Annotated in this window: 17 protein-coding genes; 9 read left to right on the top strand and 8 right to left on the bottom strand. The window is 65.2% G+C overall.

What is annotated here, in order from left to right; all coding sequences use genetic code 11:
- Positions 1-5: 5 nt before the first annotated feature.
- Positions 6-1,541, bottom strand: coding sequence for a sensor histidine kinase (locus tag EJV47_RS10780; RefSeq protein WP_126693164.1), 1,536 nt, complete (start codon positions 1,539-1,541; stop codon positions 6-8).
- 21 nt (positions 1,542-1,562) lie between these two features.
- Complete coding sequence (locus EJV47_RS10775) at positions 1,563-1,931, bottom strand: CZB domain-containing protein (protein ID WP_165903697.1); 369 nt, start codon at positions 1,929-1,931, stop codon at positions 1,563-1,565.
- Positions 1,932-2,217: 286 nt separating this feature from the next.
- On the opposite strand from EJV47_RS10775, the gene gcvT reads away from it, so the two are divergent.
- Together gcvT and EJV47_RS10765 are read left to right on the top strand one after the other, a co-directional pair.
- Complete coding sequence (gene gcvT, locus EJV47_RS10770) at positions 2,218-3,321, top strand: glycine cleavage system aminomethyltransferase GcvT (RefSeq protein ID WP_126693162.1); 1,104 nt, start codon at positions 2,218-2,220, stop codon at positions 3,319-3,321.
- A 173-nt stretch (positions 3,322-3,494) separates the two neighbouring features.
- A complete protein-coding gene (locus tag EJV47_RS10765) occupies positions 3,495-4,223 on the top strand; it encodes a 2-phosphosulfolactate phosphatase (protein WP_126693161.1) in 729 nt (242 codons plus the stop codon).
- A 430-nt stretch (positions 4,224-4,653) separates the two neighbouring features.
- Here EJV47_RS10765 and EJV47_RS10760 read toward each other — a convergent pair whose 3' ends face one another.
- Entirely contained in the window at positions 4,654-4,980 is a 327-nt protein-coding gene (locus EJV47_RS10760; RefSeq protein WP_126693160.1) for a nucleotide pyrophosphohydrolase, read from the bottom strand.
- 122 nt (positions 4,981-5,102) lie between these two features.
- Positions 5,103-5,558, bottom strand: a complete 456-nt coding sequence (gene dtd, locus EJV47_RS10755) for a D-aminoacyl-tRNA deacylase (protein ID WP_126693159.1) — start codon at positions 5,556-5,558, stop codon at positions 5,103-5,105.
- A gap of 229 nt (positions 5,559-5,787) precedes the next feature.
- Between dtd and EJV47_RS10750 the strand changes: the two genes are divergently transcribed.
- Complete coding sequence (locus tag EJV47_RS10750) at positions 5,788-7,290, top strand: hypothetical protein (RefSeq protein WP_126693158.1); 1,503 nt, start codon at positions 5,788-5,790, stop codon at positions 7,288-7,290.
- A gap of 284 nt (positions 7,291-7,574) precedes the next feature.
- Entirely contained in the window at positions 7,575-8,639 is a 1,065-nt protein-coding gene (locus EJV47_RS10745; protein ID WP_126693157.1) for an acyltransferase family protein, read from the top strand.
- A gap of 27 nt (positions 8,640-8,666) precedes the next feature.
- On the opposite strand, the gene mltG is transcribed toward EJV47_RS10745, so the two are convergent.
- Both mltG and EJV47_RS28395 read right to left on the bottom strand, forming a co-directional pair.
- The gene (gene mltG, locus EJV47_RS10740) at positions 8,667-9,737 is read right to left on the bottom strand and encodes an endolytic transglycosylase MltG (RefSeq protein WP_126693156.1); all 1,071 of its coding nucleotides are present in this window, start codon (positions 9,735-9,737) and stop codon (positions 8,667-8,669) included.
- Positions 9,738-9,892: 155 nt separating this feature from the next.
- Positions 9,893-11,371 carry a helix-turn-helix domain-containing protein gene (locus EJV47_RS28395; protein ID WP_207895876.1) on the bottom strand — a complete coding sequence of 493 codons (1,479 nt, stop codon included), beginning with the start codon at positions 11,369-11,371 and terminating at the stop codon, positions 9,893-9,895.
- A 204-nt stretch (positions 11,372-11,575) separates the two neighbouring features.
- Between EJV47_RS28395 and aceB the strand changes: the two genes are divergently transcribed.
- Together aceB and aceA are read left to right on the top strand one after the other, a co-directional pair.
- Positions 11,576-13,204: a malate synthase A gene (aceB, locus tag EJV47_RS10730; RefSeq protein ID WP_126693154.1), complete on the top strand. Its 1,629-nt coding sequence runs from the start codon at positions 11,576-11,578 to the stop codon at positions 13,202-13,204.
- A gap of 255 nt (positions 13,205-13,459) precedes the next feature.
- Positions 13,460-14,758 carry an isocitrate lyase gene (gene aceA / locus EJV47_RS10725; RefSeq protein ID WP_126693153.1) on the top strand — a complete coding sequence of 433 codons (1,299 nt, stop codon included), beginning with the start codon at positions 13,460-13,462 and terminating at the stop codon, positions 14,756-14,758.
- Positions 14,759-15,072: 314 nt separating this feature from the next.
- On the opposite strand, the gene EJV47_RS10720 is transcribed toward aceA, so the two are convergent.
- Entirely contained in the window at positions 15,073-16,260 is a 1,188-nt protein-coding gene (locus tag EJV47_RS10720) for a ribonuclease D (protein WP_126693152.1), read from the bottom strand.
- A 414-nt stretch (positions 16,261-16,674) separates the two neighbouring features.
- Here EJV47_RS10720 and EJV47_RS10715 point away from each other — a divergent pair, with 414 nt between their 5' ends.
- Positions 16,675-19,740: a SusC/RagA family TonB-linked outer membrane protein gene (locus EJV47_RS10715; protein WP_126693151.1), complete on the top strand. Its 3,066-nt coding sequence runs from the start codon at positions 16,675-16,677 to the stop codon at positions 19,738-19,740.
- An 11-nt stretch (positions 19,741-19,751) separates the two neighbouring features.
- On the top strand, positions 19,752-21,155 hold the full coding sequence (locus tag EJV47_RS10710; RefSeq protein ID WP_126693150.1) for a RagB/SusD family nutrient uptake outer membrane protein: 1,404 nt from the start codon (positions 19,752-19,754) through the stop codon (positions 21,153-21,155).
- A 74-nt stretch (positions 21,156-21,229) separates the two neighbouring features.
- Here the strand turns inward: EJV47_RS10710 and EJV47_RS10705 are convergent, their stop codons facing one another.
- On the bottom strand, positions 21,230-21,700 hold the full coding sequence (locus tag EJV47_RS10705) for a hypothetical protein (RefSeq protein ID WP_126693149.1): 471 nt from the start codon (positions 21,698-21,700) through the stop codon (positions 21,230-21,232).
- A gap of 137 nt (positions 21,701-21,837) precedes the next feature.
- On the opposite strand from EJV47_RS10705, the gene EJV47_RS10700 reads away from it, so the two are divergent.
- Complete coding sequence (locus EJV47_RS10700) at positions 21,838-22,098, top strand: hypothetical protein (RefSeq protein ID WP_126693148.1); 261 nt, start codon at positions 21,838-21,840, stop codon at positions 22,096-22,098.
- The last annotated feature ends 186 nt before the right edge of the window (positions 22,099-22,284 follow it).

Here is a 22,284-nt window from a genome sequence, read left to right as displayed (position 1 = left end):
ATCCGCTACTGGCCGACTTGGGCCGGCCGGGCCGCGGCCGCCGCGGTGCTGCGGGCCGGGAGTTTGGGCCAGGTAAAGGTGAACGTGGCGCCGGCTCCTTCGCTGGATTCCAGCCGGATAGTGCCCCCGTGCCGCTCGATGATTTTCTTCACGATGGCCAGGCCCACGCCGGTGCTTTCCATGGTGTCGCGCTCGGTCAGCGTCTGGAATAGTACGAACACCCGCTCGTGGTACTCGGGCGCAATGCCGGGGCCGTTGTCGGCAATGGTGAAGGTATACTCCTCGGTGGTTTCGCGCAGACCGATGCGTACCAGGCCCTGGCTGGGGTCGTGGTGGTACTTGAGGGCGTTGCTGATGAGGTTGCTGAACACCTGCTGCAGCTCCACCCGCGAGGCCAGTAGCACCGGCAGGTAAGGCGGCAGCACCACCCGGAAACCCTCGGGCGGGGCCAGAGAGTCGATGATTTCATTAAGCAGCTCGCGCACGTTTACGCGCTCCTGCTGCTGCTGCACCCGCCCGATGCGGGCCAGCTCCAGAATGCCACTGATGAGGTTTTCCATGCGGTGTACCCGGGTGCGCATCAGCACCAGAAACTCCCGGATGTGCTCGGGCAGGCCGGTATCCATGTCCTCCTCAATCCAGCGGGAGGCGCTTTCGATGCCGCGCAGCGGGGCCTTCAGGTCGTGCGACACCACGTAGGCAAACTGGTCCAGCTCCTGGTTGCGGCGCTCCAGCTGGTTGATGGTCGACTCGATAGTGGTGGCCATGGAATCGAGCGAGAGGGCCAGCTCGCTCAGCTCGTCGCGGGCGTCGTCGGCCAGGCGCACATGGTACTCGCCGCGGGCAATGCGGGTGGCCAGCTGCACCATGCGGCGGATGCGGCGCGAGAGCAGCCGGGCAATCAGCCAGGCGCCGAGCAAACCCAGGCCCAGGGCCAGCAGCGTCAGCACCACCGACAGGATGCGCGTCTGCTGAATGCTGGCGGCCAGCTTGGCGCGCTGCTTGTCGCGGGTGGCCAGCTCGTCGCGGTCGAAGCCCCGGAAGATGACGCGAATCTGGTCCATCATCTGCTTGCCGGTCAGGTCTTCCACCAGGGCGCGGTGCTCCATGCCGTCGACGCCTTCCTGGCGCGGGTTGCGCTTGCGGGCGGCGCGCTTCTCGCTCACCAGCATGTGCGAGTACACCGACCACCGCTCGTACAGGCGCTGGGCCTGCAGCATGCGGGCGTACTGCGGGTCGTCGAGGCCGAACTCGTCGCGCAGGCGCGAGAAGGAGCCCAGCAGCTGCCGCTCGCCCTCGTAGTAGGATTCGAGCAGGCCCTCGTTGCCGACGAGCAGGTAGCCCCGGAAGCCGGCCTCCATGTCCACGATATTGCCCAGCATGCGCGTAGCCTGGGCCGTGCGGTTCTGCGAGTGGGCAATGCGCTCGGAGTTGCGCAGCACCTGCCGCGAAAGTTGATAGTTGACGATGCCGACCATCACAAACAGCATTGCAATGGCCAGAAAGCCGATAAAGAGGCGGGTGGAAAGCTTGAGCTTCATGTAAAGGGGCCGCGCCGGACGCTAGCGGGCCTCTTTACGCAACTTATGCTCAAGAGTATTCAGCAGGCCCAGCACCTCGTCGGTGAGCGGGTTGGCGGCGCGCAGGCCGCGCATGGCTTCCTCGGTCTGGCCGGCGAGGTGCAGGTCCATGAGGCGGTTGGCTTCGTGGTGCACGCGGCGGTGGGCGTCGTCGAGCTGCCGGGCCTCGGGGTAATGGCCGAAACGGGGCAGGGCTACGTCGCGAATCCAGTGCCCGAAGGAGCATTCGTCCGGGTCGCGCACCGGGGCCTCGTTGCCGCCAGCCCCGAAAAGGAAGGAGCGCAGGCGGGCTTTGAACAGAATGTGCTTAAGACGGGCCGTATCAAACTCCCGTTTGAGGTCTTCATCCATTACGTACAACATCCTGCGCTGATGTGCGGCCATCGACAGGGCATATAGCATATACCCGCTTCGCGGGCCGCGGGTTGGGGGTGAGCGGCTGGCAAAGGTGCATGGTGGGCAGGTGGGGGGCCGGCGCTACTGGGCCAAAGGTGCCGGGGGCTGTGCGAACGGGCCCCTGGGCGCGGCGGAGGGGTTTTGCAGCAGGGGAGGGCCGGGGCGTGGCGGATATAGCCTACTTTTGCGCCGCCGGCCGCCCGGCCTGTTTCCCACACCCCGAACCCCAAGTCCCGCCCCCATGAGCGACCTGAAGACCGTCGTGCTCAACGACGTGCACCAGCAACTCGGCGCCAAGATGGTGCCCTTCGCCGGCTACAACATGCCCGTGCGCTACTCCTCCGACCTCGACGAGCACCACACCGTGCGCCGGGCCGTGGGCATCTTCGACGTGTCGCACATGGGCGAGTTTCGGGTGCGCGGCCCCCAGGCCCTGCCGCTGATTCAGCGCGTGACCAGCAACGACGCCAGCAAGCTGGAAAACGGCAAAGCCCAGTACAGCTGCCTGCCCAACGAGGAGGGCGGCATCGTGGACGACCTGCTGGTGTACAAGCTGGCCGATGAGGACTACATGCTCGTGGTCAACGCCTCCAACATCGACAAGGACTGGAGCTGGATTCAGAAGTACAACGCCGAGTTCGGGGCCGACATGGAAAACGTGTCGGAGCAAACGAGCCTCTTCGCCGTGCAGGGGCCCAAAGCCGCCGCCGCGCTGCAGAGCCTCACCGACGTAGACTTGGGCAGCATTCCGTACTACAGCTTCGTGCAGGGCACCTTCGCCGGCCACGAGGGCGTCATCATCTCGGCCACGGGCTACACCGGCGCGGGCGGCTTCGAGCTGTACATCCCGAACGCGGCGGCCGCCGATATCTGGAACAAGATTCTGGAAGCCGGTCAGCCTTTCGGCCTGAAGCCCATCGGGCTGGGGGCCCGCGACACGCTGCGCCTGGAAATGGGCTTCTGCCTCTACGGCAACGATATTGACGACACCACCTCGCCGCTGGAAGGCGGCCTGGGCTGGATTACCAAGTTCACCAAGGACTTCGTGAATAGCCCGGCGCTGGCCCGGCAGAAGGAGCAGGGCGTCACGCGCAAGCTGGTGGGCTTTCTGATGGACGGCCCCGGCATTCCGCGCGCCCACTACGAGCTGGTAGACGAAGCCGGCGAGAAAATTGGGGAAGTTACTTCGGGCACCCAGTCGCCGAGCCTGAGCAAGGGCATCGGCCTGGGCTACGTCAAGACCGAGCTGAGCAAGCCGGGCAGCAAAATCTTCGTGCAGGTGCGCGGCAAGAACCTGCCCGCCACTGTCACCAAGCTGCCCTTCGTGAAGGGTACGGAAGAGTAAGCTTTATTGAGCCATAAACGGCCGTCATCCTGAGCAGAGCGCAGGACCTTCCTCGAACCTGACCCCAACGATTGAGTCTGAGCCAGGACTTGGCCGGCGGTGCGGGGTGGGAGGAAGTTCCTGCGCTTTGCTCAGGATGACGTTCTATTTTCCCCTTTCACCTCAAATCAAACATGCCTGCCGTCGACATCTGTTTTTCCCCGGAGCTGCTGCCGCTGTATAAGCTCGAAGGCCGCGTGGCCGTCATTGTAGACATTCTGCGGGCCACTTCCAGCATCGTCACGGCTTTGGCCAACGGCGTGACGCACGTCTTTGCCGTGGCCGAGCTGGACGAGTGCACCGCCCTGGGCCGGCAGCACGGCTGCCTGACGGCGGCCGAGCGCAACGGCGTGCAGGCCGAAGGCTTCGACCTGGGCAACTCGCCCTTCGGCTACCTCGATGGCGCCATTGTCACCCGCGGCCGGGCCGTGGCCATCAGTACCACCAACGGCACCCAGGCCCTGCGCCGCTCCCTCGGGGCCGACGCCATTATCATTGGCTCCTTCCTGAACCTGCAGGCCGTGGCCGATTTCGCCCGCGGGCAGCAGAAAGACGTGCTGGTAGTCTGCGCCGGCTGGAAAGGCCAGTTTTGCCTCGAAGACACGGTATTCGGCGGCGCCCTGGCCGAGCGCCTCGCCGATACGTTCGACGTGCGCAGCTCCGACGCCACGCTGGCTGCCCGGCACCTCTGGCAACAGGCCCGGCCCGACCTCAGCGGCTACCTGCTGCAGTCGGCCCACGTGCGGCGGCTCAACCACCTCGAAGCCCACAAGGACTTCGAGTTCTGCCTGCGCCTCGACGAGTACCCCGCCACGCTGCCCATCTGGCGGGAGGACCGGCTGGTGCTCTTAGGCGACAGGTGAGGGGGGGGTGACAGGTGACACGTAACACGTGACAGGATGAGGCATAAGCGGGCGGCCGGTTCGCCTTTGCCTGCAAGCGCCGGAGGCCCCTACGTTGTCCCGGACACCGGTCGGCTGCAGCCGGGAGGAAGTACCCTGCATCGGAATGCCAACCTGGTGCACCCGGATGGCAAACCCGTGCAGCCGGATGCCATTCCGGTGCAGGGGAATAGCACTCCGGTGCAGCTGGGTGGCACTCGGCTGCACCGGAACGGCACCCGGCTGCAGCCGGATGGCAAACCGATGCACCGGAGTGCCACCCGGCTACAGCCGGGAGGGGGGTACCCTGCAGCCGACCGGGGTACCCTCCAGCCAGGAGGGGGCCGGTGTAGCAGGAAGGGCCCCGGCGCAGCTGGGAGGGGGCGGCCGGGCGGGCGCGTGCGACGCGCCCCTACTGCAGCTTCTCGTTCTGCCGGTGCCGGTCGGTGTCGCGCTGCGTTTTCTTGGCCAGGTTACGCTGCAGGGCCTCGGTGAGGTCGACGCCGGTCTGGTTGGCCAGGCAGATAACCACGAACAGCACATCGGCCAGCTCGTCGGCCAGCACTTTGTCGCGGTCGGAGGGCTTGAAGGACTGCTCGCCGTACTGGCGGGCAATGATGCGGGCCACCTCGCCGACTTCCTCGGTGAGCATGGCCATGTTGGTCAGCTCGTTGAAATACCGCACGCCCGTGGTATGAATCCACTGGTCGACGGTCTGCTGGGCTTCTTCGATGGTCATGGGTTAGGGTAAGAGGGTATGGGGGTAGGAGTTTAGGAGTTCGGTTAGGGTAAGAAGGTATGGGGGTAGGAGGGTGCGAGTCATTACTTGGATAACTCCTACCCTCTTACCCCCATACCCTCTTACCCTAACGAGGCTTCCCGGTCGAGCACGATGGTCACCGGCCCATCGTTGAGCAGGCGCACTTTCATATCGGCGCCGAAGCGGCCGGTGGCTACGGGGCGGCCGAGCAGAGCTTCGAGCTGGCGCACAAACTCCTCGTAGAGCGGGATGGACACCGGCGGCGGGGCGGCCTGGATGTAGCTGGGGCGGCTGCCTTTGCGGGCGTCGGCCAGCAGGGTAAACTGGCTGACCACAAGCAAGTCGCCGCCCACGTCCTGCACCGAGAGGTTCATCTTATCGTCGGCGTCGCCGAAGATGCGCAGCTGCACCAGCTTGCGGGCCATCCAGTCCAGCTCGGCGGCGGTATCGGAGTGGGTGAAGCCAACCAGCACCAGCAGGCCGGGGCCAATCTGGCCGGTTATTTCGCCGTCGACGGTAACCGAGGCTTCCGTGACACGCTGCACGACTACGCGCATGAGTCGGTGATTGAATGGTTGAATGGCTGCATGGTTAAATGGCTAACTGGTTGGTCGTTCAACAACAATCAGCCAGTTAGCCATCCAGCCATTTGACCATTGGGTTAAGCAAAGAAACGGCACAAATGCCCATCTTCGTCGGCCGGTAGGGGTGGAGCAGCACCAAAGACGCCCTTTGCCCGTCCGCGTCCCCGCGGGCCGCTAAATCATCCACGCACTAAATCCCGCCTTGTCCCTGCCCGCCGAGTTGCCCGCGCCCATCGTAGCTCCCGCCGAGCGGCGCGGCTGGCTGCTGCCCGCCCTACTGCTGGTGGCCGGGTTGCGGCTGTGGCGGCTGCCGGCGGCCGCCCTGCCCGATTACGACTCGGTGCGCAACTGGCAGATTGTGCAGGAAGTGGCCGGCTTCGATTTTACGCACCTGTTTCACCACGGCAGCCCGCTGTTCTACCTGCTCTACGCGCCCGTGGCGGCCGTTAGCACCGATTACCGCGTTTTCCTCGTCCTCAACGCCCTGCTGGCCGTGGCCGCCGTGGGCGTGTTTGCCGACTGGGTGGCCCGCACCGCCCGCCTGCCCGGCCCCGAAACGGCCCTGCTTACCGCAGTGGCCGGCTCCTCGGTGTTTCTGACCTTCTCCGGCCGCGACTTCACCATGAGCTCCATGAGCCTGCTGCTGCTGGCCCTGCTGCTGCGGGCGCACTGGCAGCGGCTGCAGCAGCCCACGCGGGCCAGTCTGCTGCGCACGGCCGGGCTGCTAGCGCTGGGGCTGAGCGTCAACTACAAGTTTCTGCTCACCGCGCCCATTCTGCTGGTACTGGAGCTGCAGCAGGCCGACGGGCTGCTGTGGCGCGGCGGCAACTGGTGGCGGGTGCTGCTGGTGCTGGCCGCGCCCTTCGTGGTGCTGGGCGGGGCGGCCTGGCTGGTGTCGGGCGTACCGGTGTACCGCTGGCCGGCGGTGTTTTTCGTCATCATGTTCCCGGCTGCCGCCAATGCCGCCGGCCGCCGCACCACCGTGCAGGTCGATTTTGCCTATTACCTGCGCTACCTCGCCGATTTTGAGGCTCCGCTGCTGCCGGCGCTGGCGGCCGCGCTGGTGTGGTTTGGCGGCCTGAAGCGCCGGCCGCTGCCCCTGGCGGCCTACCTGCTGGTGTGGGCGGCCCTGACGCTGGCGGGCATGTCGTTGCTGATCAAAGCCCCGCGCGGGCTGCTGTTCGGCTACCTGCCCCTGTACGCCCTGCTGGTGCTGCTGGTGCTGCGCTGGGCGCGGCCGGCGGCGTGGCTGGGGCTGCTGGCCGTCGTGGGCTACAACTTCTGGCAGGTGCAGCGCCACGTCTACGCCTGCCTGCCCACCCGCTACCCGCTGGTGGCCGCCTGGCTGCAGCAGCACGGCGCTCCGGCGGTGGCTACCACGGTGGGGCCGGCCCTGCTGCCGGTGGCCACGCCGCGCGGCATCCGGGCCGAGGTAGCCCGCACGCCCGCCGAGCTGGCTGCCCTGCGCCGCCAGGGCTACCAGTACGTGCTGCTCGACGACTACTACCGCGTGGCCGGCGTGCCGGGCTTCGATTCGCTGCGCCGGCTGCCCGCGGTGGCCGCCTGGCCGGAGCCGCTGCTGACTTCGCCGCTGCTGTACCTGGAGCACTCCGAGTTTACCGGCCTGGGCTACCAGGCCACGCTGCAGCGCCAGCAGCAGGCGGCCCAAGACTCGGTGCAGCTGCGCCTGCTGCAGCTGCCATAGCGGGCCGGCAGGGTCGTGTGCGCCGTAGCGCGAAGTTGTACTTCGCGTATCGTTGAACGGTTGTCGTTGAACGATGATCTTTTAGGCGTTCATCTTAACAACCTCAGCAACGATACGCGAAGTATAACTTCGCGCTACGACGCGGACGACGCTTGCGGCCCACAAAATCCGGGGCTGAATGATTGTTGCGCTGTTTTCGCTCGTCGGGTACTGGTAGCTTGCCGCTTTCAGCTGGTCGTCGGATCCTCGTGGCCACTGGTGTTGGCTACCTGCTTTCCTGCCCGATGAAGCCTCATTACCCGATTCTGGACGGCCTGCGCGGCGTGGCGGCGCTGCTGGTTGTGGTGTTCCACCTCTTCGAGGCGCACCAGACCAACTACGCCCTGCACCCCATTCACCACGGCTACCTGGCCGTCGACTTCTTCTTCCTGCTCTCGGGCTTCGTAGTGGGCTACGCCTACGACGACCGGTGGGGCCGTATGAGCAGCTGGGACTTCGCCAAAATCCGCCTCACGCGCCTGCACCCCCTCATCGTCCTGAGCGTCATTATCGGCGCCCTGTGCTTCTGGTTCGACCCGTTCAGCCCCGGCGCCCAGCAGGCCGGCCTCGGGAAGCTGCTGCTGGTGGCCCTGCTGAGCCTCACCCTGCTGCCCTCGCCCGATTTGCGCGGCTGGGGCGAAACGCACTCCCTCAACGGGCCGCTTTGGTCCTTGCTGCAGGAATACCTGGCCAACGCGCTCTACGCCCTCTTCGGCCGGCGGCTGGGCCGCGGTGCGCTGTGGGCTTTGGTGGTGCTTAGCGGCGGGGCCCTCACGTGGGCGGCCGTGCAAAACGGGCACGTGGCCAGCGGCTGGGGGCACAGCAATATCTGGTTTGCCGTGGTGCGCATGATGTACCCGTTTTTTGCCGGGCTGCTGCTGTTTCGCAGCGGCCGGCTGCCGCGCATTCCCTACGCCTTCCCGCTCTGCGCCGCCCTGCTGACGCTGTTGTTCTGCCTGCCGTACTTTCCCAACAACGGCCTCTACGAGGCCGCTACCATCATCCTCGCCTTTCCGCTGATTGTGGCCCTGGGCGCCGGCGGGCGGGTTGGTGGGGTAGGGACGAAGCTGTGCAAAGGGCTGGCCGACCTCTCGTATCCGCTCTACATCACGCACTACCCGCTGATTTACCTCTACATCGGCTGGGTAATCAAGACCAAGCCCACGCCCGAGCAGGCCCTGCCCGTGGCGGCGGCGGTGTTCGGGGTAGCCCTGCTGCTGGCCTGGGCCGCCCTCAAGCTCTACGACGAGCCCGTTCGCGCCTGGCTGAAGCGCCGGCAGCAAGCCAAAACGGCCGCCGCCAACCCGTAGCCCGTCAAGGCCTGAACAGCCGCCAGCTTAGCGCTTGATGTTCAGGCTGTCGAGCCAGTGCTGATAGCGGCGGGCATTTTTCTTGTGCTCGGCAAAGGTGGCGGCGAAGTCGGAGTAGCCGGTGCCGCCGGGCTGGGCGCAGAAAAACAGGTAGTCGTGCTGGGCCGGTTTAAGCACCGCGTCCAGGCTCTGGCGGTTGGCGGAGGTAATGGGGCCGGGCGGCAAGCCCTTGTGTTTGTAGGTATTGTAGGGCGAGTCGACGAGCTTGTCCTTGTTCAGCACCCGCCGCACCCCGAAGTTGCCGATGGCCCAGAGCAGCGTCGGGTCGGCCTGCAGGCGCATGCCGCGGCGCAGGCGGTTCAGGTACACCCCGGCAATCAGCGGCTTGTCCTCTTTCTTGGCCGTTTCGCGCTGCACGATGCTGGCCAGCACGTGCACCTCGGTGGGCGTGAGCTGCAAAGAATCGGCCCGCTGGCGGCGCTGCTCCGTCCAGAACCGCCGGTGCTGGGCCGCCATGCTGTCGATAAAGCCCTGGGCCGAGGTGTTCCAGAGCAGGCGGTAGTGGCCGGGAATAAACAAGGTCAGCACGGCCGTGGTATCCACGCCGTAGCGCTGCTGCAGCCAGGCCGGCCGGTTCAGCAGCCGGCGCAGGGAGGTCGAGTCGGCTTCGAGCTGACGCTGCACCTGCCGGGCCAGCTGGGGCTTGTACTTGAAGGCGTCGAGGGTAAAATCCACCGTGTCCTGCTCCCCGCGCAGCAGCCGCCCGAGCAGGGCCTCGTTGCCCAGGTCGAAATCGAGGCGGTAGCGGCCGGGCTTCACCTGCTGCGGGTGGCCGCGCCGCCGGGCCAGCCAGTCGAAGGTTTCCGGCTCCCGCAGCAGCTCGAACTTTTGCAGCGTTAGCAGCACCTCCGGGTACGTCTCGCCGGTGCGGATAAACAGGTAGGCCGGCCCCTCCGGCGACTCCGATACGTTGGGCCGCCACAGCACCCGCCACGCCGCGTACAGGCCCATTGCGCCCACGATGAGCACGGCCAGCAACGTGAAGCCGAGGATGCGCGGCCAGCGGCTGCGCGGAGCAGGGGAGGAGGTGGTGGACAAGTACGCTACGCGGGTGGTGGAAAGGCGAAGATACGGCGCGGTAGGGCCACGGCTTCAAGGTTCTGACGCCACCGCGGTTGCTTCGTCCCATCAGCAGGCGTCGTTGGTGGCTTAAAAAAGTGGTGCCACGATTTTGGAGTCGAGGCACCTCGTGCTTACTGTCCCTGAATCAGCTGCTGTACCGCCGCGGCCAGCCGCTGCTGCTCGGCCCGCCGCTCGATTTCCACCGGCGGGGCGGCGCGCACCTCGCAGTCGGGGATGGAGCACCGCTCGCAGGTTTCGTTTACCCAGCGCACCGGGATGCTGGCGTCGTCCAGGAACTTCACCTTCTGGCGCAGGTTGTCGTCGACGGGCAACCCCACCGTCACGCTGCTGGCGTGGCCGTTGGCCTCGAAGCGGGCCACGGTGAGGCAGAGGTACTCGTCGGTGGTCTGCCAGTAGCGGCTGCGCTGGGCGGCCACGCGCAGGCCGGGGCTGCCCGAGTGCCGGGCCTGCTCCATCAGCCAGAGGCTCACCCAGCGGCGGCAGTAGTGCTCCTGCAACTCGTTGGCGTGCGGGTTGTGCAGCCGCGAGAGGTGCAGCTCCTTGGTCAGCTGGTAGGGCGCGCGGGCGTCGTGCTGATCGAAGCGCAGGAAGAACAGGCTGCCGATGCCGAAGTGCCGGGCCAGCAGGTTGGTCACGCGCTGCAGCAGCATCTCGGGCGTCACCTCGTAGCGGGTGAGCAAACCCAGCAGCAGGGCCGCGTTCCAGCGCGGGTACGAGAAAAAGGCCTGCAGATCGGCCACCAGCTGGCTTTCCTCCATCAGCAAAGCCACCGCGAAGTACGAAGCCCGGAAGTGGTTCAGCACCTGCTCGAAGGAGCCGGGCGTAGCGGCGGGCACGTTGGTGTAGGGCCGGTCTTTTAGCCCGAGGTAGTTGAAGGCCACCTCGCGGCCCAGAATAAATGCCTCCTGCGCCCGCGTCAGGCCCGGGCGCAGCAGCAGGCGCCGGGCCGCTGGCTGCAGCACCGAGCGCAGCCGGGCCAGCTCGGGGCGCGTGCCCAACTCGTGCCGGTCGATGAGGTAATGATATTCCTGGCCGAGCAAATCTTCGAGCTGGTGCAAATCGAATGGCGCGTCGGTGCCGAGGCGGAAGCGGGCCACGCAGCTGCGCACGGCGTCCTCAAGGTCGTCGAAGTAGTTGTCGTGCATCTCCTGGTAGGAGCGCAGCGCGGCCAGGTAAAAGTGCTCCTGTCGCACCTCGTAGTTGCGGGCCAGCTCCCAGAGCGTGCTGATAAAGGCCATAACCCGCGTGGGCGCGTCCGAAATCAGCTCGATAAGCCGGGCGGGGTCGAGCCCGAACAGCTCCAGCGGAAACTCCCGCAGCACCGGCGACTGCAGCAACTCCGACACCGGCGCCAGCTTTTTACCCAGGCTCAAGGAAATCAGCTCGTCGTAGCTCACGCCCAGCGCGCGGGCAAAAGCCAGAATCTTGTCGGCCTTAGGGTACTTCTTGCCCTTCTCAATCTCATTCAGGTACGACACTGATACGTCGACGGTCTGGGCCAGCGCGGCCGGGGTAAAGCCGCGTTCCTGCCGCAACTGGCGCAGCTTCAGGCCAAAAATCAGTCGGACGACCTGGGTGTGGGTAAGCATAGAGGCAACAAAGGTGGGTGCTGACCGGAGCAAAATGCCCCTGACGCCCTCGTCGGTAAAGAAAAGCATAATCGGTGAGCAGAAGTGAAAAACAGGGTTTGAGCTAATTTTTATGATTTAGCGAAAATTCGCTTGACATAAATTATTCGCTAGCGTATGTTTGGGCAAGTCGTTTCTGCTCCCACAACCAAAACCTGATTATCAATGGAAACCCGTGCAACGCCGCTTGGTGTGGCCAAACCAGAATACCGCTGCCCTGAGCGCGTGAAAGTGCTGGGCACCCACACCGAGTCCTTCGCCGATGTACTCACGCCCTCGGCCCTGGCTTTCATAGCCGAGCTGCACCGCCGTTTCGAGCCGCGCCGACGGGAACTGCTGCGGCAGCGGCAGCAGCGACAGGCCGAGTTTGCCGCCGGCCGCCGACCCGACTTTCTGCCCGAAACCGCCCAGCTGCGCGAAAGTGACTGGCAAGTGGCCCCGCTGCCCGCCGATTTGCTGGACCGCCGGGTGGAAATAACCGGTCCCACGGAGCGGAAAATGGTCATCAACGCCCTGAACTCCGGCGCCAGCACCTTCATGGCCGATTGCGAGGATTCCCTGGCGCCGACCTGGCCGAACGTGGTGCAAGGGCAGCTGAACCTGCGCGACGCCGTGCGCCGCTGCATCTCGCTCGAAACGCCCCAGAAAACCTACCGCCTCACCGAGCGCCCGGCCGTGCTACTGTTGCGGCCCCGCGGCTGGCACCTGAGCGAAAAGCACGTGCTCGTCGACGGCGAGGAAATCAGCGCGGCCCTGTTCGATTTCGGGCTGTATTTCTTCCACAACGCCCACGAGCTGCTGGCCCGCGGCAGCGGACCGTATTTCTACCTGCCCAAGCTGGAAAGCCACCTCGAAGCCCGGCTGTGGAACGAGGTGTTTGAGCTGGCGCAGTGGGCGCTGAAGATTCCCAAGGGCACCATCAAGGCGACCGGGCTCATCGAGACGCTGCCGGCCGTGTTCGAAACCCACGAAATCCTCTGGGAGCTGCGCCAGCACTCGGCCGGGTTGAACTGCGGCCGCTGGGACTACATCTTTTCCTACGTCAAGACCCTGGGTGCCCGCCCCGAATTTCGCCTCCCCGACCGCGCCCAGGTGACCATGACCGTGCCCAACATGGCCGCCTACGCCCGCTTGGTTATCGACACCTGCCACCGGCGCGGGGTGCACGCCCTGGGTGGTATGGCCGCCCAGATTCCCATCCGCGACAACCCCGCCGAAAACGCCATTGCCCTCGACAAAGTCCGCCTCGACAAGCTGCGCGAGGCCCGGCTCGGCCACGACGGCACCTGGGTGGCGCATCCCGCGCTGGTGTCCATTGCCCGGGAGGTGTTCGATGAGCTGATGCCCGGCGCCAATCAAATCGACAAGCCGCGCAGCCCGGAGCCGCAGCCCACCGCCGCCGAGCTGCTGCAGGCTCCCCAGGGCACCATCACCGAAGCCGGCCTGCGCCAGAACCTCGACGTGGCCCTGCGCTACCTCGGCGCCTGGCTGGGTGGCAACGGCTGCGTACCGCTCTACCACCTGATGGAGGACGCGGCCACCGCCGAAATTTCCCGCGTGCAGCTCTGGCAGTGGCTGCACACCCCCGAAACGGTGCTGGAAGACGGCCGCCCCGTCGCGCCCGAGCTGTACCGCCAGCTGCTGAGCGAAGTGGTAAACCAGCTGCGCCGCGAGGTCGGGGAGGAGCACTATGCCGCCCAGTACCGGCCCGCCCTGCAGCTGCTCGACCGCCTCGTGCTGGCCGACCAGTGCGCCGATTTTCTCACCCTGCCGGCCTACGAGCTGCTGCCGTGAAGTAGCATGAGCTTGAGCTTGTGCTGCGGCCAACGGCCGCACGGCGGAACAGCGCCCGGTGGAATATTTCGGTAGCGCACCGCCCAGTAGGGCTGCTAATCCGCTTCCCCCAAGCCTTCCTGACTTACGCGGCCTCGCATTGCCGCGTCCCGCGGCAGCATAAGCTAAACCGAAGGTCGGCGTAGCCAAGCTTATGTTACTCGCTACGCCATTGCCCTTTCTGTCCCCTTTTCCACAACCCAAAACCCAAGTACCATGAACCGCACCGACCGCGTCGCCGCTCTGGCCCACGACTGGCAAACCAACCCCCGCTGGCACGGCATCCAGCGCCCTTACTCACCCGACGACGTGGTGAAGCTGCAGGGCTCCGTGCAGATTGAATACTCCCTGGCCCGGCAGGGCGCCGCGCGGCTGTGGCAATTGCTGCACGAGCAGGAATACGTAGCTGGCCTCGGCGCCCTCACCGGCAACCAGGCCGTGCAGGAAGTACAGGCCGGGCTGCAGGCCATCTACCTCTCGGGCTGGCAAGTGGCCGCCGATGCCAACGGCGCGGGCCAGATGTACCCCGACCAGAGCCTGTACCCCGCCGACTCGGTGCCCGCCGTGGTGCGGCGCATCAACAACGCCCTGCTGCGCGCCGACCAGATTCAGCACCTCGAAAACCACGGCGGCGTGGCCGGCGGCCCGCACTGGCTGGCGCCCATCGTGGCCGACGCGGAGGCGGGCTTTGGCGGCAACCTGAACGCCTTCGAGCTGATGAAGATGATGATTGAGGCCGGGGCCGCCGGGGTGCATTTCGAGGACCAGCTGTCGTCGGCGAAGAAGTGCGGGCACCTGGGCGGCAAGGTGCTGGTGCCTACCCAGGAAGCCGTGCAGAAACTGGTGGCCGCCCGCCTCGCCGCCGACGTGCTGGGCGTACCCACGCTCCTCATTGCCCGCACCGACGCCGATGCCGCCGACCTGCTCACCGCCGACGTGGACGAGCGGGACCAGCCCTTTGTGCTGACGGAGGCCGGGCGCACCGCCGAGGGCTTCTACCGGGTGCGCTGCGGCGTGGAGGCCTGCATTGCCCGTGGGCTGGCCTACGCCCCCTACGCCGATTTACTCTGGATGGAAACCTCGCACCCCGATCTGGAGCAGGCCCGGCAGTTTGCCCAGGCCATTCACGCGCAGTACCCCGGCAAGCTGCTGGCCTACAACTGCTCCCCCTCGTTTAACTGGGCCGCCCGGCTCAGCGTAGAGCAGATGGAAACCTTCCGCGAGGAGCTGGCCGCCCTGGGCTACAAGTTCCAGTTTATCACCCTGGCCGGCTTCCATGCCCTCAATACCAGCATGTTCGAGCTGGCTCAGGCGTACCGGCAGCGGGGCATGGCCGGTTACTCCGAGCTGCAGCAGCGCGAGTTTGCCCTGCAGGCCCAGGGCTTCCGCGCCGTCCGGCACCAGAGCTTCGTCGGCACCGGCTACTTCGACGCGGTGCAGAGCGTGGTGTCGGCCGGGCAGGCCAGCACCGCCGCGCTGGTGGGTAGCACGGAGGAGGAGCAGTTCGGGCATTAGCGGGCGGCAGCACTGGCAGACGGCAGCACCGGCAGTCATTGCGAGGAGGCACGACATTCCGCGCATCAAGCGGCGTCAATCGGTCCTGTACAACGGGTTGCCGAGCCAATACCTGCCAACCGGAAAAATGGCATGGTAGCAACACGCTGTCCGGATCTGCCAGCCGAAGAGCCATTTAACCGAAAACGGCCCCGCCCGAAACTAGCAGTTTCGGGCGGGGCCGTTTTCGGTTTGTGCCAGTTAGGCCGTCTGCTCGTTGTACAGGACCGATTGCTTCGGCTTAGCGCCTCGCAATGACTGCCACCCGCGCCGTTTTACCGTTGCGTGGCCCAGGCAAAGGGCTGGGCAATGAAGCCGTAGTCCAAGCCCCGGTTCTGCGTCACTTCGCGCAGAATCTGCTGCTGCCAGGGGCGCAGGGCCGCGTCGGCACCCAGCTCGATAATGTCGGCAATGAGACGGTTGGAGAGGACCAGGTTGGCCACGTACGAATTCATGTCCTGCGACACGGCCGTTTTCAGGTTCATCAGAAACTGCTCGCGGGCGTCGGCCTGGGCGGCCTTTTCCCCGTTGAGGCGGCGCCGGAAGGGAAAGCGGCGGGCTTCGGCGGGCAGCGGTGGCTCGGGCACCGGCACGAAGTTGTCGGGCGAGAACTGCGCCAGCTGGTCGGCGTAAGGCGAACGTTTCAGTTCGGGGTGCAGGCCGCGGGCGGCGCGCCAGTCGCCGGCCGTACGCGGGGTGTCGCGCACCAGCTCGGCCAGCCGGTCGTTGCTGAACACCATGTAGGGCGGCCGGTCCAGTTCCTGGGCCACTTTGTCGCGCAGCAAATACAGGTCGCGGAACAAGGGCATTTCCTGGGGCATGATGCGGTATTTGCTGGCCATGCGCAGGTAGGGCCGCTCGTCGCGGGTGTAGCGCACGTCTTCCAGGGCCCGGTTTTCCTCGGCGGCCCAGTGCAGGCGGCCCAGGGCGGCCAGCTTGGCGGTGAGGCGGTCGGCCAGCTCCAGCAGGTAGAGCACGTCGTTAGCGGCGTAGATTTTCTGTGCCTCCGTCAGCGGCCGCTTCAGCCAGTTCGACTTCTGCTCCCCCTTATCGACTTCGATGCCCAGCTCACTCTGAATCAGGCGGCCCAGGGAAATGTTATTGTCCGACTCGGCCAGCAGCGTGTGCAGCACGCTGGTATCGGTGATGCGGCGCACGCGCACGTGGTACAGCTCGTCGAGCAGCAGAATATCGGACTTGCAGCTGTGGAACACCTTCTCCACCGCCTCGTCGCCCATCACGGCCCAGAGCGGGGCCAGCTCCTCGCCGGGGTTGGTCAGCGGCACCGGGTCGAGTAGAAACACGGTCTGCCCGTCGTAAATCTGAATCAGCGCGAGGTTGCGGCCGTAGTGGTGGCGCATGTCGTCGAATTCCAAATCGACGGCCAGACGGGGTTGGGTATGCAGCCAGGCCGCGGCCTCCTGTATAGCCGCCGGCGTGGTGAGGTATTGTATGTCAGCCATTAAAACTAAGGTTGGCCACGCAGGCGAGGCGCGGCCTAATGCCGCGGGCTGTCGTCTGGATTAGGTAAAGGTAGGCAGGAGCAGCGGCCAAATCCAACGGCCCGGCAATTCGACGGGCTCAAGGTGGAAATCGGACGGCTGCCCGGGTGTGGGCGCGGCCCGCGCCGAAATAATTTTCAGCGCGAAAAATAGGGTGTGAAATGGGGTAAAACCCTTAATCGGGCCTGCTGGCAGTAGCTAAGTATATGGCTACATGCCTAATAACTGGTTCATTCATCAGACATAATGCTTACTGTAAAGTCATTAATATCGGATTAAAAGCATTGCCAAACAGGCACTGACAACCGGAAAATTATTTCGAGGTCTAAATTTGCTTTATCACTCACCAACCAGGCCTTCAGCGGCCTATCCAACATGAAAAACCATTTACTACTCACGCTGGCCCTCGCGGCGCCGGTGATGGTGGTGGCCCAGACGCGCTCCGTAAGCGGCCGGGTAACCTCCGTCGCCGACGGCACCGGGCTACCGGGAACCACGGTGCTGGAAAAAGGCACCTCCAACGGCGCCAGCACCGATGCCGACGGCAACTTCCGCCTGACGGTGCAGCCAGGGGCCACGTTGGTTATCAGCTCCATCGGCTACGCCACCCAGGAAGTTCCGGTGGGTGACCAGACCAGCATCAACGTGAAGCTTACGGCCAGCGAGACGCTGCTGGGCGAAACGGTAGTCGTGGGCTACGGCACGCAGACCAAGCGCGAGCTGACCGGGGCCATTACGCAGCTGGGCAGCAAGGAAGTGGAGAACGTGCCCACCGTAAGCTTCGAGCAGGCCATTCAGGGCCGTACGCCGGGCGTGCAGATCAACCAGGGCACCGGCAAGCTGGGGGCCGGGGTGCAGATCCGGGTGCGCGGCTCTTCGTCGGTGACGGCCTCCAACCAGCCGCTGTACGTTATCGACGGCATCCCCGTCACTTCCACCGACGTGGGCAGCGTGGTAGCCGACGAGCCCATCAACCCCCTGGCCGACCTGAACCCGAACGACATCGAGAGCATTTCGATTCTGAAGGATGCGGCGGCCTCGGCCATCTACGGTTCGCGCGCTTCCAACGGGGTAATCCTGGTAACCACCAAGAAAGGCCGCCAGGGCCAGACGCGCGTCAACGTGGGCGCCTACTTCGGCACCAGCCGCGCCACCCGTATCCGCGAGTTCCTGAACGCAAGCGAGTACCGCGAGCTGTTCAACGAATCGGTGCAGAACGCGCTGGCCGACCCCAACAGCTTCCTGCGGACGGAGGTAGGCCTGCCGGCCAACACGCCGACGGCGGAGGTGTTCGAGCTGTTTTCGGGCAGCAACGACTTCAACTCCGAGTACGATACGCCCTGGAACGAGCTGGCCTTCCGCAAGGGAAAAGTGGCGCAGTACGACGCCAACGTGTCGGGCGGCGACGCCAAGACGCGCTTCTACATCTCGGCCAACTACGCCGACCAGACCGGCATCATCATCGGCAACCGCTACCGCCGGGGCTCGATGCGGGCCAACTTCGACCACTCCATCACGGAGAAGCTGAAAATCGGGTTCAACATCTCGGCCACGCGCGCCGTGAACGACCGCGTGCCCGACGACAATGCCTTTACCAACCCGGTGCAGCTGAACGCGCTGCCGCCCATGCAGACGCCCTACAACCCGGCCGACCCGACTGGTTTCAACCGCTCTCTGCTCTACGAAAACGCGCTGGTGGCGGTAAACCGCAACACCAACCGCTCCAGCAACTACCGCTCGTTCAGCAACGTGTCGCTGCAGTACCAGCCCATCCAGGGCCTGACGCTGCGCTCGGAAATCGGCGGCGACCTGCTGGCCCTGCGCGAAGACGTGTACTGGAGCCGCTTCACGGCCGATGCCGCTGGCCAAGGACAGGCCTTGAGCAACCAGATTCAGGCCGTCAACTACACCACTAACCAGACGGCCACCTACCTGCGCACCCTCGGCGCCGACCACACCGTGGAGGCCCTGGCCGGGTACTCCTACCAGCGCTTCGACAGCGAGCAGACGGCTGCCGTGGGCCGCGGCTTCCCCAGCGACCAGTTCCGCAAGGTGGCTTCGGCGGCGGTGTACTCGCCGGGCACCAGCAGCGCCGGCACGGGCTACGACTTCCAGTCGGTATTCGGCCGCGTGAATTACACCTTCCGCAACAAGTACCTGCTCTCGGGTAGCCTGCGCGCCGACTATTCCTCGCGCTTCGGCACGGTGAACCCCTGGGGCTACTTCCCGGCGGGTTCGGTGGGCTGGGTAATCACCGAGGAAGACTTCCTGCGCGAAAACAGCGTGGTGAGCCTGCTGAAGCTGCGCGCCAGCTACGGCCTGACCGGTAACGCCGAGGTCGACAACTTCGCCTCGCGCACCCTCTACAGCGGGGCGCAGTACGAGACGGAGCCGGGCATCGTGCCGGCCGCCCGCCTGGGCGACAACACCCTGACCTGGGAAAACACGGCCCAGGCGGACATCGGCCTGGAGTTCGGCTTCCTCAATGACCGCATTGCCGGTGAAGTGGACGTGTACCACAAGAAAACCACCGACCTGCTGCTCGACCAGCAGCTGCCCTACACCGGCGGCTACCAGCTGGTGCAGCGCAACCTGGGCACGCTCGTCAACAAGGGCATTGAGGTGTCGCTGAACACGCGCAACCTCGACGGGGCGTTCAAGTGGAACACCAACTTCAACATCTCCATCAACCGCAACAAGGTAACCGACTTGGCCGGGCAGGAGCTGATTTCGGGCTCCCGCAATCTGGGCCGCGTGCGCGAAGGCCAGCCCATTGGCGTGTTCTGGGGCCGCGAGTACGCCGGTGTCGACCCGGCCAACGGCGACGCGCTCTACTACCGCAATACGCCCAACGCCGACGGCACGGTGGACCGCTCCACCACCCCCAACCCCAACCAGGCCACCTTCGTGAAGCTGGGCGACCCGAACCCCAAGTTCACGGGTGGCTTCACCAACACGTTCTCGTACAAGGGCTTCGACCTGAGCCTGCTCACGCAGTTCACCTACGGCAACGACATCTACAACATTGCCGGGTTGTACCAGTCGGTCAACGGGGACTACTTCGACAACCAGACCCGCGACCAGCTGCGCCGCTGGCAGAAGCCCGGCGACGTGACCGACGTACCGCAGGCCCGCTTCTACGAGGGTAACGGCACGGCCGCTTCGTCGCGCTGGATTCAGGACGGCTCGTTCTTCCGCTTCAAAAATCTCACTGTGGGCTACACGCTGCCCAAGTCGTGGGCCGAAAAAGCCATGCTGCAGAGCGCCCGGATCTATATCACCGGTCAGAACCTGATAACCCTGACCGACTACGAAGGCTACGACCCCGAGGTAAACACCTCCGGCCTGAACACGGCCGCGGCCAATTACCTGCTGGGCCACGACTTCTACACGCCGCCGCTGGCCAAAACCTGGCTGGTGGGCTTCAACCTCGGTTTCTAAGCTTATAACCGATGCGTACTACCATGATCAAGATGTCTTCCCGCGCCCTGATGGCGGCGCTGCTACTCGGAGCCGGTTTGCTGACCTCGGCCTGCGAACAGGAAATCAACCCGGAGCAATCCATCGATACGGAAACGGCCCTCAGCGACGAGCAGGGGGTGCAGACGGCCGTGGTGGGCGCCTACTCGCGCCTGTACCAGCCGGCCCTCTACGGCACCAACCTGGTAATGATTCCCGACCTGCTGGCCTCGCCGGGCTACCTGTCGTGGCAGGGCTCGTTCCAGTCGTACCGCGAAATTTCCTCGGTGCAGATTACTACCGTCAACGCCGACGTGCAGCGCACCTGGCGCGACGCCTACCGCCTCATCAACATCAACAACCTCGTGCTGGAGGCCCTGCCCATCGTGCGCGACGCGGCCCGGCGCCAGCAGCTGCAGGGTGAGATGCAGCTGATGCGCGGCCTGATGTACTTCGAGCTGGTGCGCCTGTACGGGCAGCCCGCCCTGACGAGCACCTACGGCGTGCCGGTAGTGACGCGTGCCAACCGCACCGTGGAGGAAGCCTCGGCCCGCCTGCCGCGCAACACCGTGCAGCAGGTGTACGACCAGGTCCTGGCCGACATGCGCGCCGCCGAGCAGGCCCTGCCTACGCAGAACGAAGCCGGCCGCTTCGACCGTTACGATGCCAAGGCTCTGCTGGCCCGGGTGTACCTGCAGCTCGGTAACTACGCCCAGGCCCGCGACTTGGCCAACGAGGTTATCCAGAGCAGCGGCGCCACGCTGAATGCCTCGGTGACGGACGCTTTTACCAGCGACGGTTCAACCGAAGTGCTGTTTGAGGTGCTGCAAAACGAGCAGAACAACGCCGGCGCCGCCAACGACGGCCTGGCCACCTTCTACTCCGGCAAATCAGTGGGCTTTCAGGGGCGCGCCGACGTGGCTATTTCGGCTGCCTTCGCCGGGCAGTACGAGGCCTCGGATGAGCGCGGCGAGCAGGCCAGCATCGGCGACGGGCTGATTTACGTGGGCGACGCCGTGCGCACCGGGCAGCTGCGCTCCTTTAAGTGGAACGACTTCGCCCAGAACATTCCGGTGATTCGCCTGGCCGAAATGCACCTGATTCGGGCCGAGGCCAACCAGCGCCTGGGTACCACTACGGGGGCCACACCGCTAGCCGACATCAACGCCATCCGGCAGCGGGCCGGGGCCACGCCCCGCACCAGCGTCGCGCTGGCCGATATTCTGCTGGAGCGGGAGCTGGAGCTGGCCTTCGAAGGCTTCCGCATCCACGACTACCGCCGCACCGGCCGCAACCTCGGAACCAACCCCTCCACGGCTGATGCCCGCGTGCTGCCCATCCCGCAGTACGAAATCAACCTGGGCAACGCCACTCCGCAGACCCCGGGCTACCTGTAGTCTGGTGCTGACGCCAAAAAGCCGCTTCGGAAGCTTCCGAAGCGGCTTTTTTTATGGGGAAACAGGAACGGCGGCTAGTCCTCGTCGTCCTCGTGCGGGGCGTCGAAGTCCAGCTCGTCAACCAGCTCGGCGGCTTCCTGGATGACGGCGTCCATGGCGGGCATGGTGTCGGCGTCGAGGGTGCGCTCGAACAGGTGCAGCAGCTGCTCGCCCTCCTCGTTGACGTACAAATCGGTGTAGAGCCGCTCGAAATGCTTGGCTTCCTTGGTGATGGTGGCGTCGATTTGCTCGATGCTACGGGCCGTGAGGGCGCGCTGCAATACCTGCTGCACCTGCCGGCTTTCGTCATGGTCGCCCAGGTCGGCCAGGGCGCGCATCAGGCTCATGGCCACCAGCAGGCGCAGCCGCTCGAAGCGGAAGCCCTGCTCGCGCGGGGCCGCCCGCTCCAAATCCTGGTAGGCGTGCAAGTCGGCCGAGGCAACGGCGGTGGAGAGGTCCTGGCGGAAAGCGGCGTGCAGCAGCTGTTGGAATAAGGTGGCGGACATCGGCAGGGAAGGGCAGTAGGAAACGCAAAGGAACGCAAATACCGGCGCCCGGGGGTGAATCGGGGCGGCAGTTTTTGCCGTAGGCCTTAGCCCGGCCCGTGGCCGTCCCTGATTCTTCACCCCAACACGTTTTCCCGATGACGCACAAATCCAAATGGCTGTTGTTTGCCCCGGCAGGGCTGGTAGTAGTAGGTTTTGGCACCTGTCTGGTGCAGTGGGCCTCTGAAATGAAGCGCAACGGCGAGCCGACAACCCAGTGGGTGGCGGCCGGCACCCTGGCCCTGGGCGTGTTCAACGCCGGCCTGAGCTTGTTTGGCCGCGGCGTGGCCGAGAGCGTGCTGTATCAGCTCAAGGAAAAACCCGCCGAAACTCCCGCAGCGGAGTACCCGGCCGACTAAGGCCCCGGCAAGGCGGCAATAAATCGGGGGCGACCCCCGATTTCGATGGTTGAACCCTGGATTTCGAGATTTCGCAGGTCGAAATCCAGGGTTCGACTCCGATTTCGAACGTCAGAAGGGCAGTTTCAAGAGTCGGACCTTCGATTCCGGTGTTGTAAAGGGCAGTTTCGGCGTCGCGAGGTTTGA

Origin of the sequence: Hymenobacter gummosus, from assembly GCF_003970915.1 — a bacterium.
GTDB classification, from domain to species: domain Bacteria; phylum Bacteroidota; class Bacteroidia; order Cytophagales; family Hymenobacteraceae; genus Solirubrum; species Solirubrum gummosum.
This window is presented reverse-complemented; position numbering and strand designations above follow the sequence as displayed.

Coding starts and splice junctions, on each gene's coding strand:
- EJV47_RS10705 (WP_126693149.1), bottom strand. CDS start 21,700: ATGTCCGCCACCTTATTCCAACAGCTGCTGCACGCCGCTTTCCGCCAG.
- dtd (WP_126693159.1), bottom strand. CDS start 5,558: ATGCGCGTAGTCGTGCAGCGTGTCACGGAAGCCTCGGTTACCGTCGAC.
- EJV47_RS10715 (WP_126693151.1), top strand. CDS start 16,675: ATGAAAAACCATTTACTACTCACGCTGGCCCTCGCGGCGCCGGTGATG.
- gcvT (WP_126693162.1), top strand. CDS start 2,218: ATGAGCGACCTGAAGACCGTCGTGCTCAACGACGTGCACCAGCAACTC.
- EJV47_RS10745 (WP_126693157.1), top strand. CDS start 7,575: ATGAAGCCTCATTACCCGATTCTGGACGGCCTGCGCGGCGTGGCGGCG.
- EJV47_RS10775 (WP_165903697.1), bottom strand. CDS start 1,931: ATGGATGAAGACCTCAAACGGGAGTTTGATACGGCCCGTCTTAAGCAC.
- EJV47_RS10710 (WP_126693150.1), top strand. CDS start 19,752: ATGCGTACTACCATGATCAAGATGTCTTCCCGCGCCCTGATGGCGGCG.
- EJV47_RS28395 (WP_207895876.1), bottom strand. CDS start 11,371: ATGCTTACCCACACCCAGGTCGTCCGACTGATTTTTGGCCTGAAGCTG.
- aceA (WP_126693153.1), top strand. CDS start 13,460: ATGAACCGCACCGACCGCGTCGCCGCTCTGGCCCACGACTGGCAAACC.
- EJV47_RS10700 (WP_126693148.1), top strand. CDS start 21,838: ATGACGCACAAATCCAAATGGCTGTTGTTTGCCCCGGCAGGGCTGGTA.
- EJV47_RS10720 (WP_126693152.1), bottom strand. CDS start 16,260: ATGGCTGACATACAATACCTCACCACGCCGGCGGCTATACAGGAGGCC.
- EJV47_RS10760 (WP_126693160.1), bottom strand. CDS start 4,980: ATGACCATCGAAGAAGCCCAGCAGACCGTCGACCAGTGGATTCATACC.
- aceB (WP_126693154.1), top strand. CDS start 11,576: ATGGAAACCCGTGCAACGCCGCTTGGTGTGGCCAAACCAGAATACCGC.
- EJV47_RS10765 (WP_126693161.1), top strand. CDS start 3,495: ATGCCTGCCGTCGACATCTGTTTTTCCCCGGAGCTGCTGCCGCTGTAT.
- EJV47_RS10780 (WP_126693164.1), bottom strand. CDS start 1,541: ATGAAGCTCAAGCTTTCCACCCGCCTCTTTATCGGCTTTCTGGCCATT.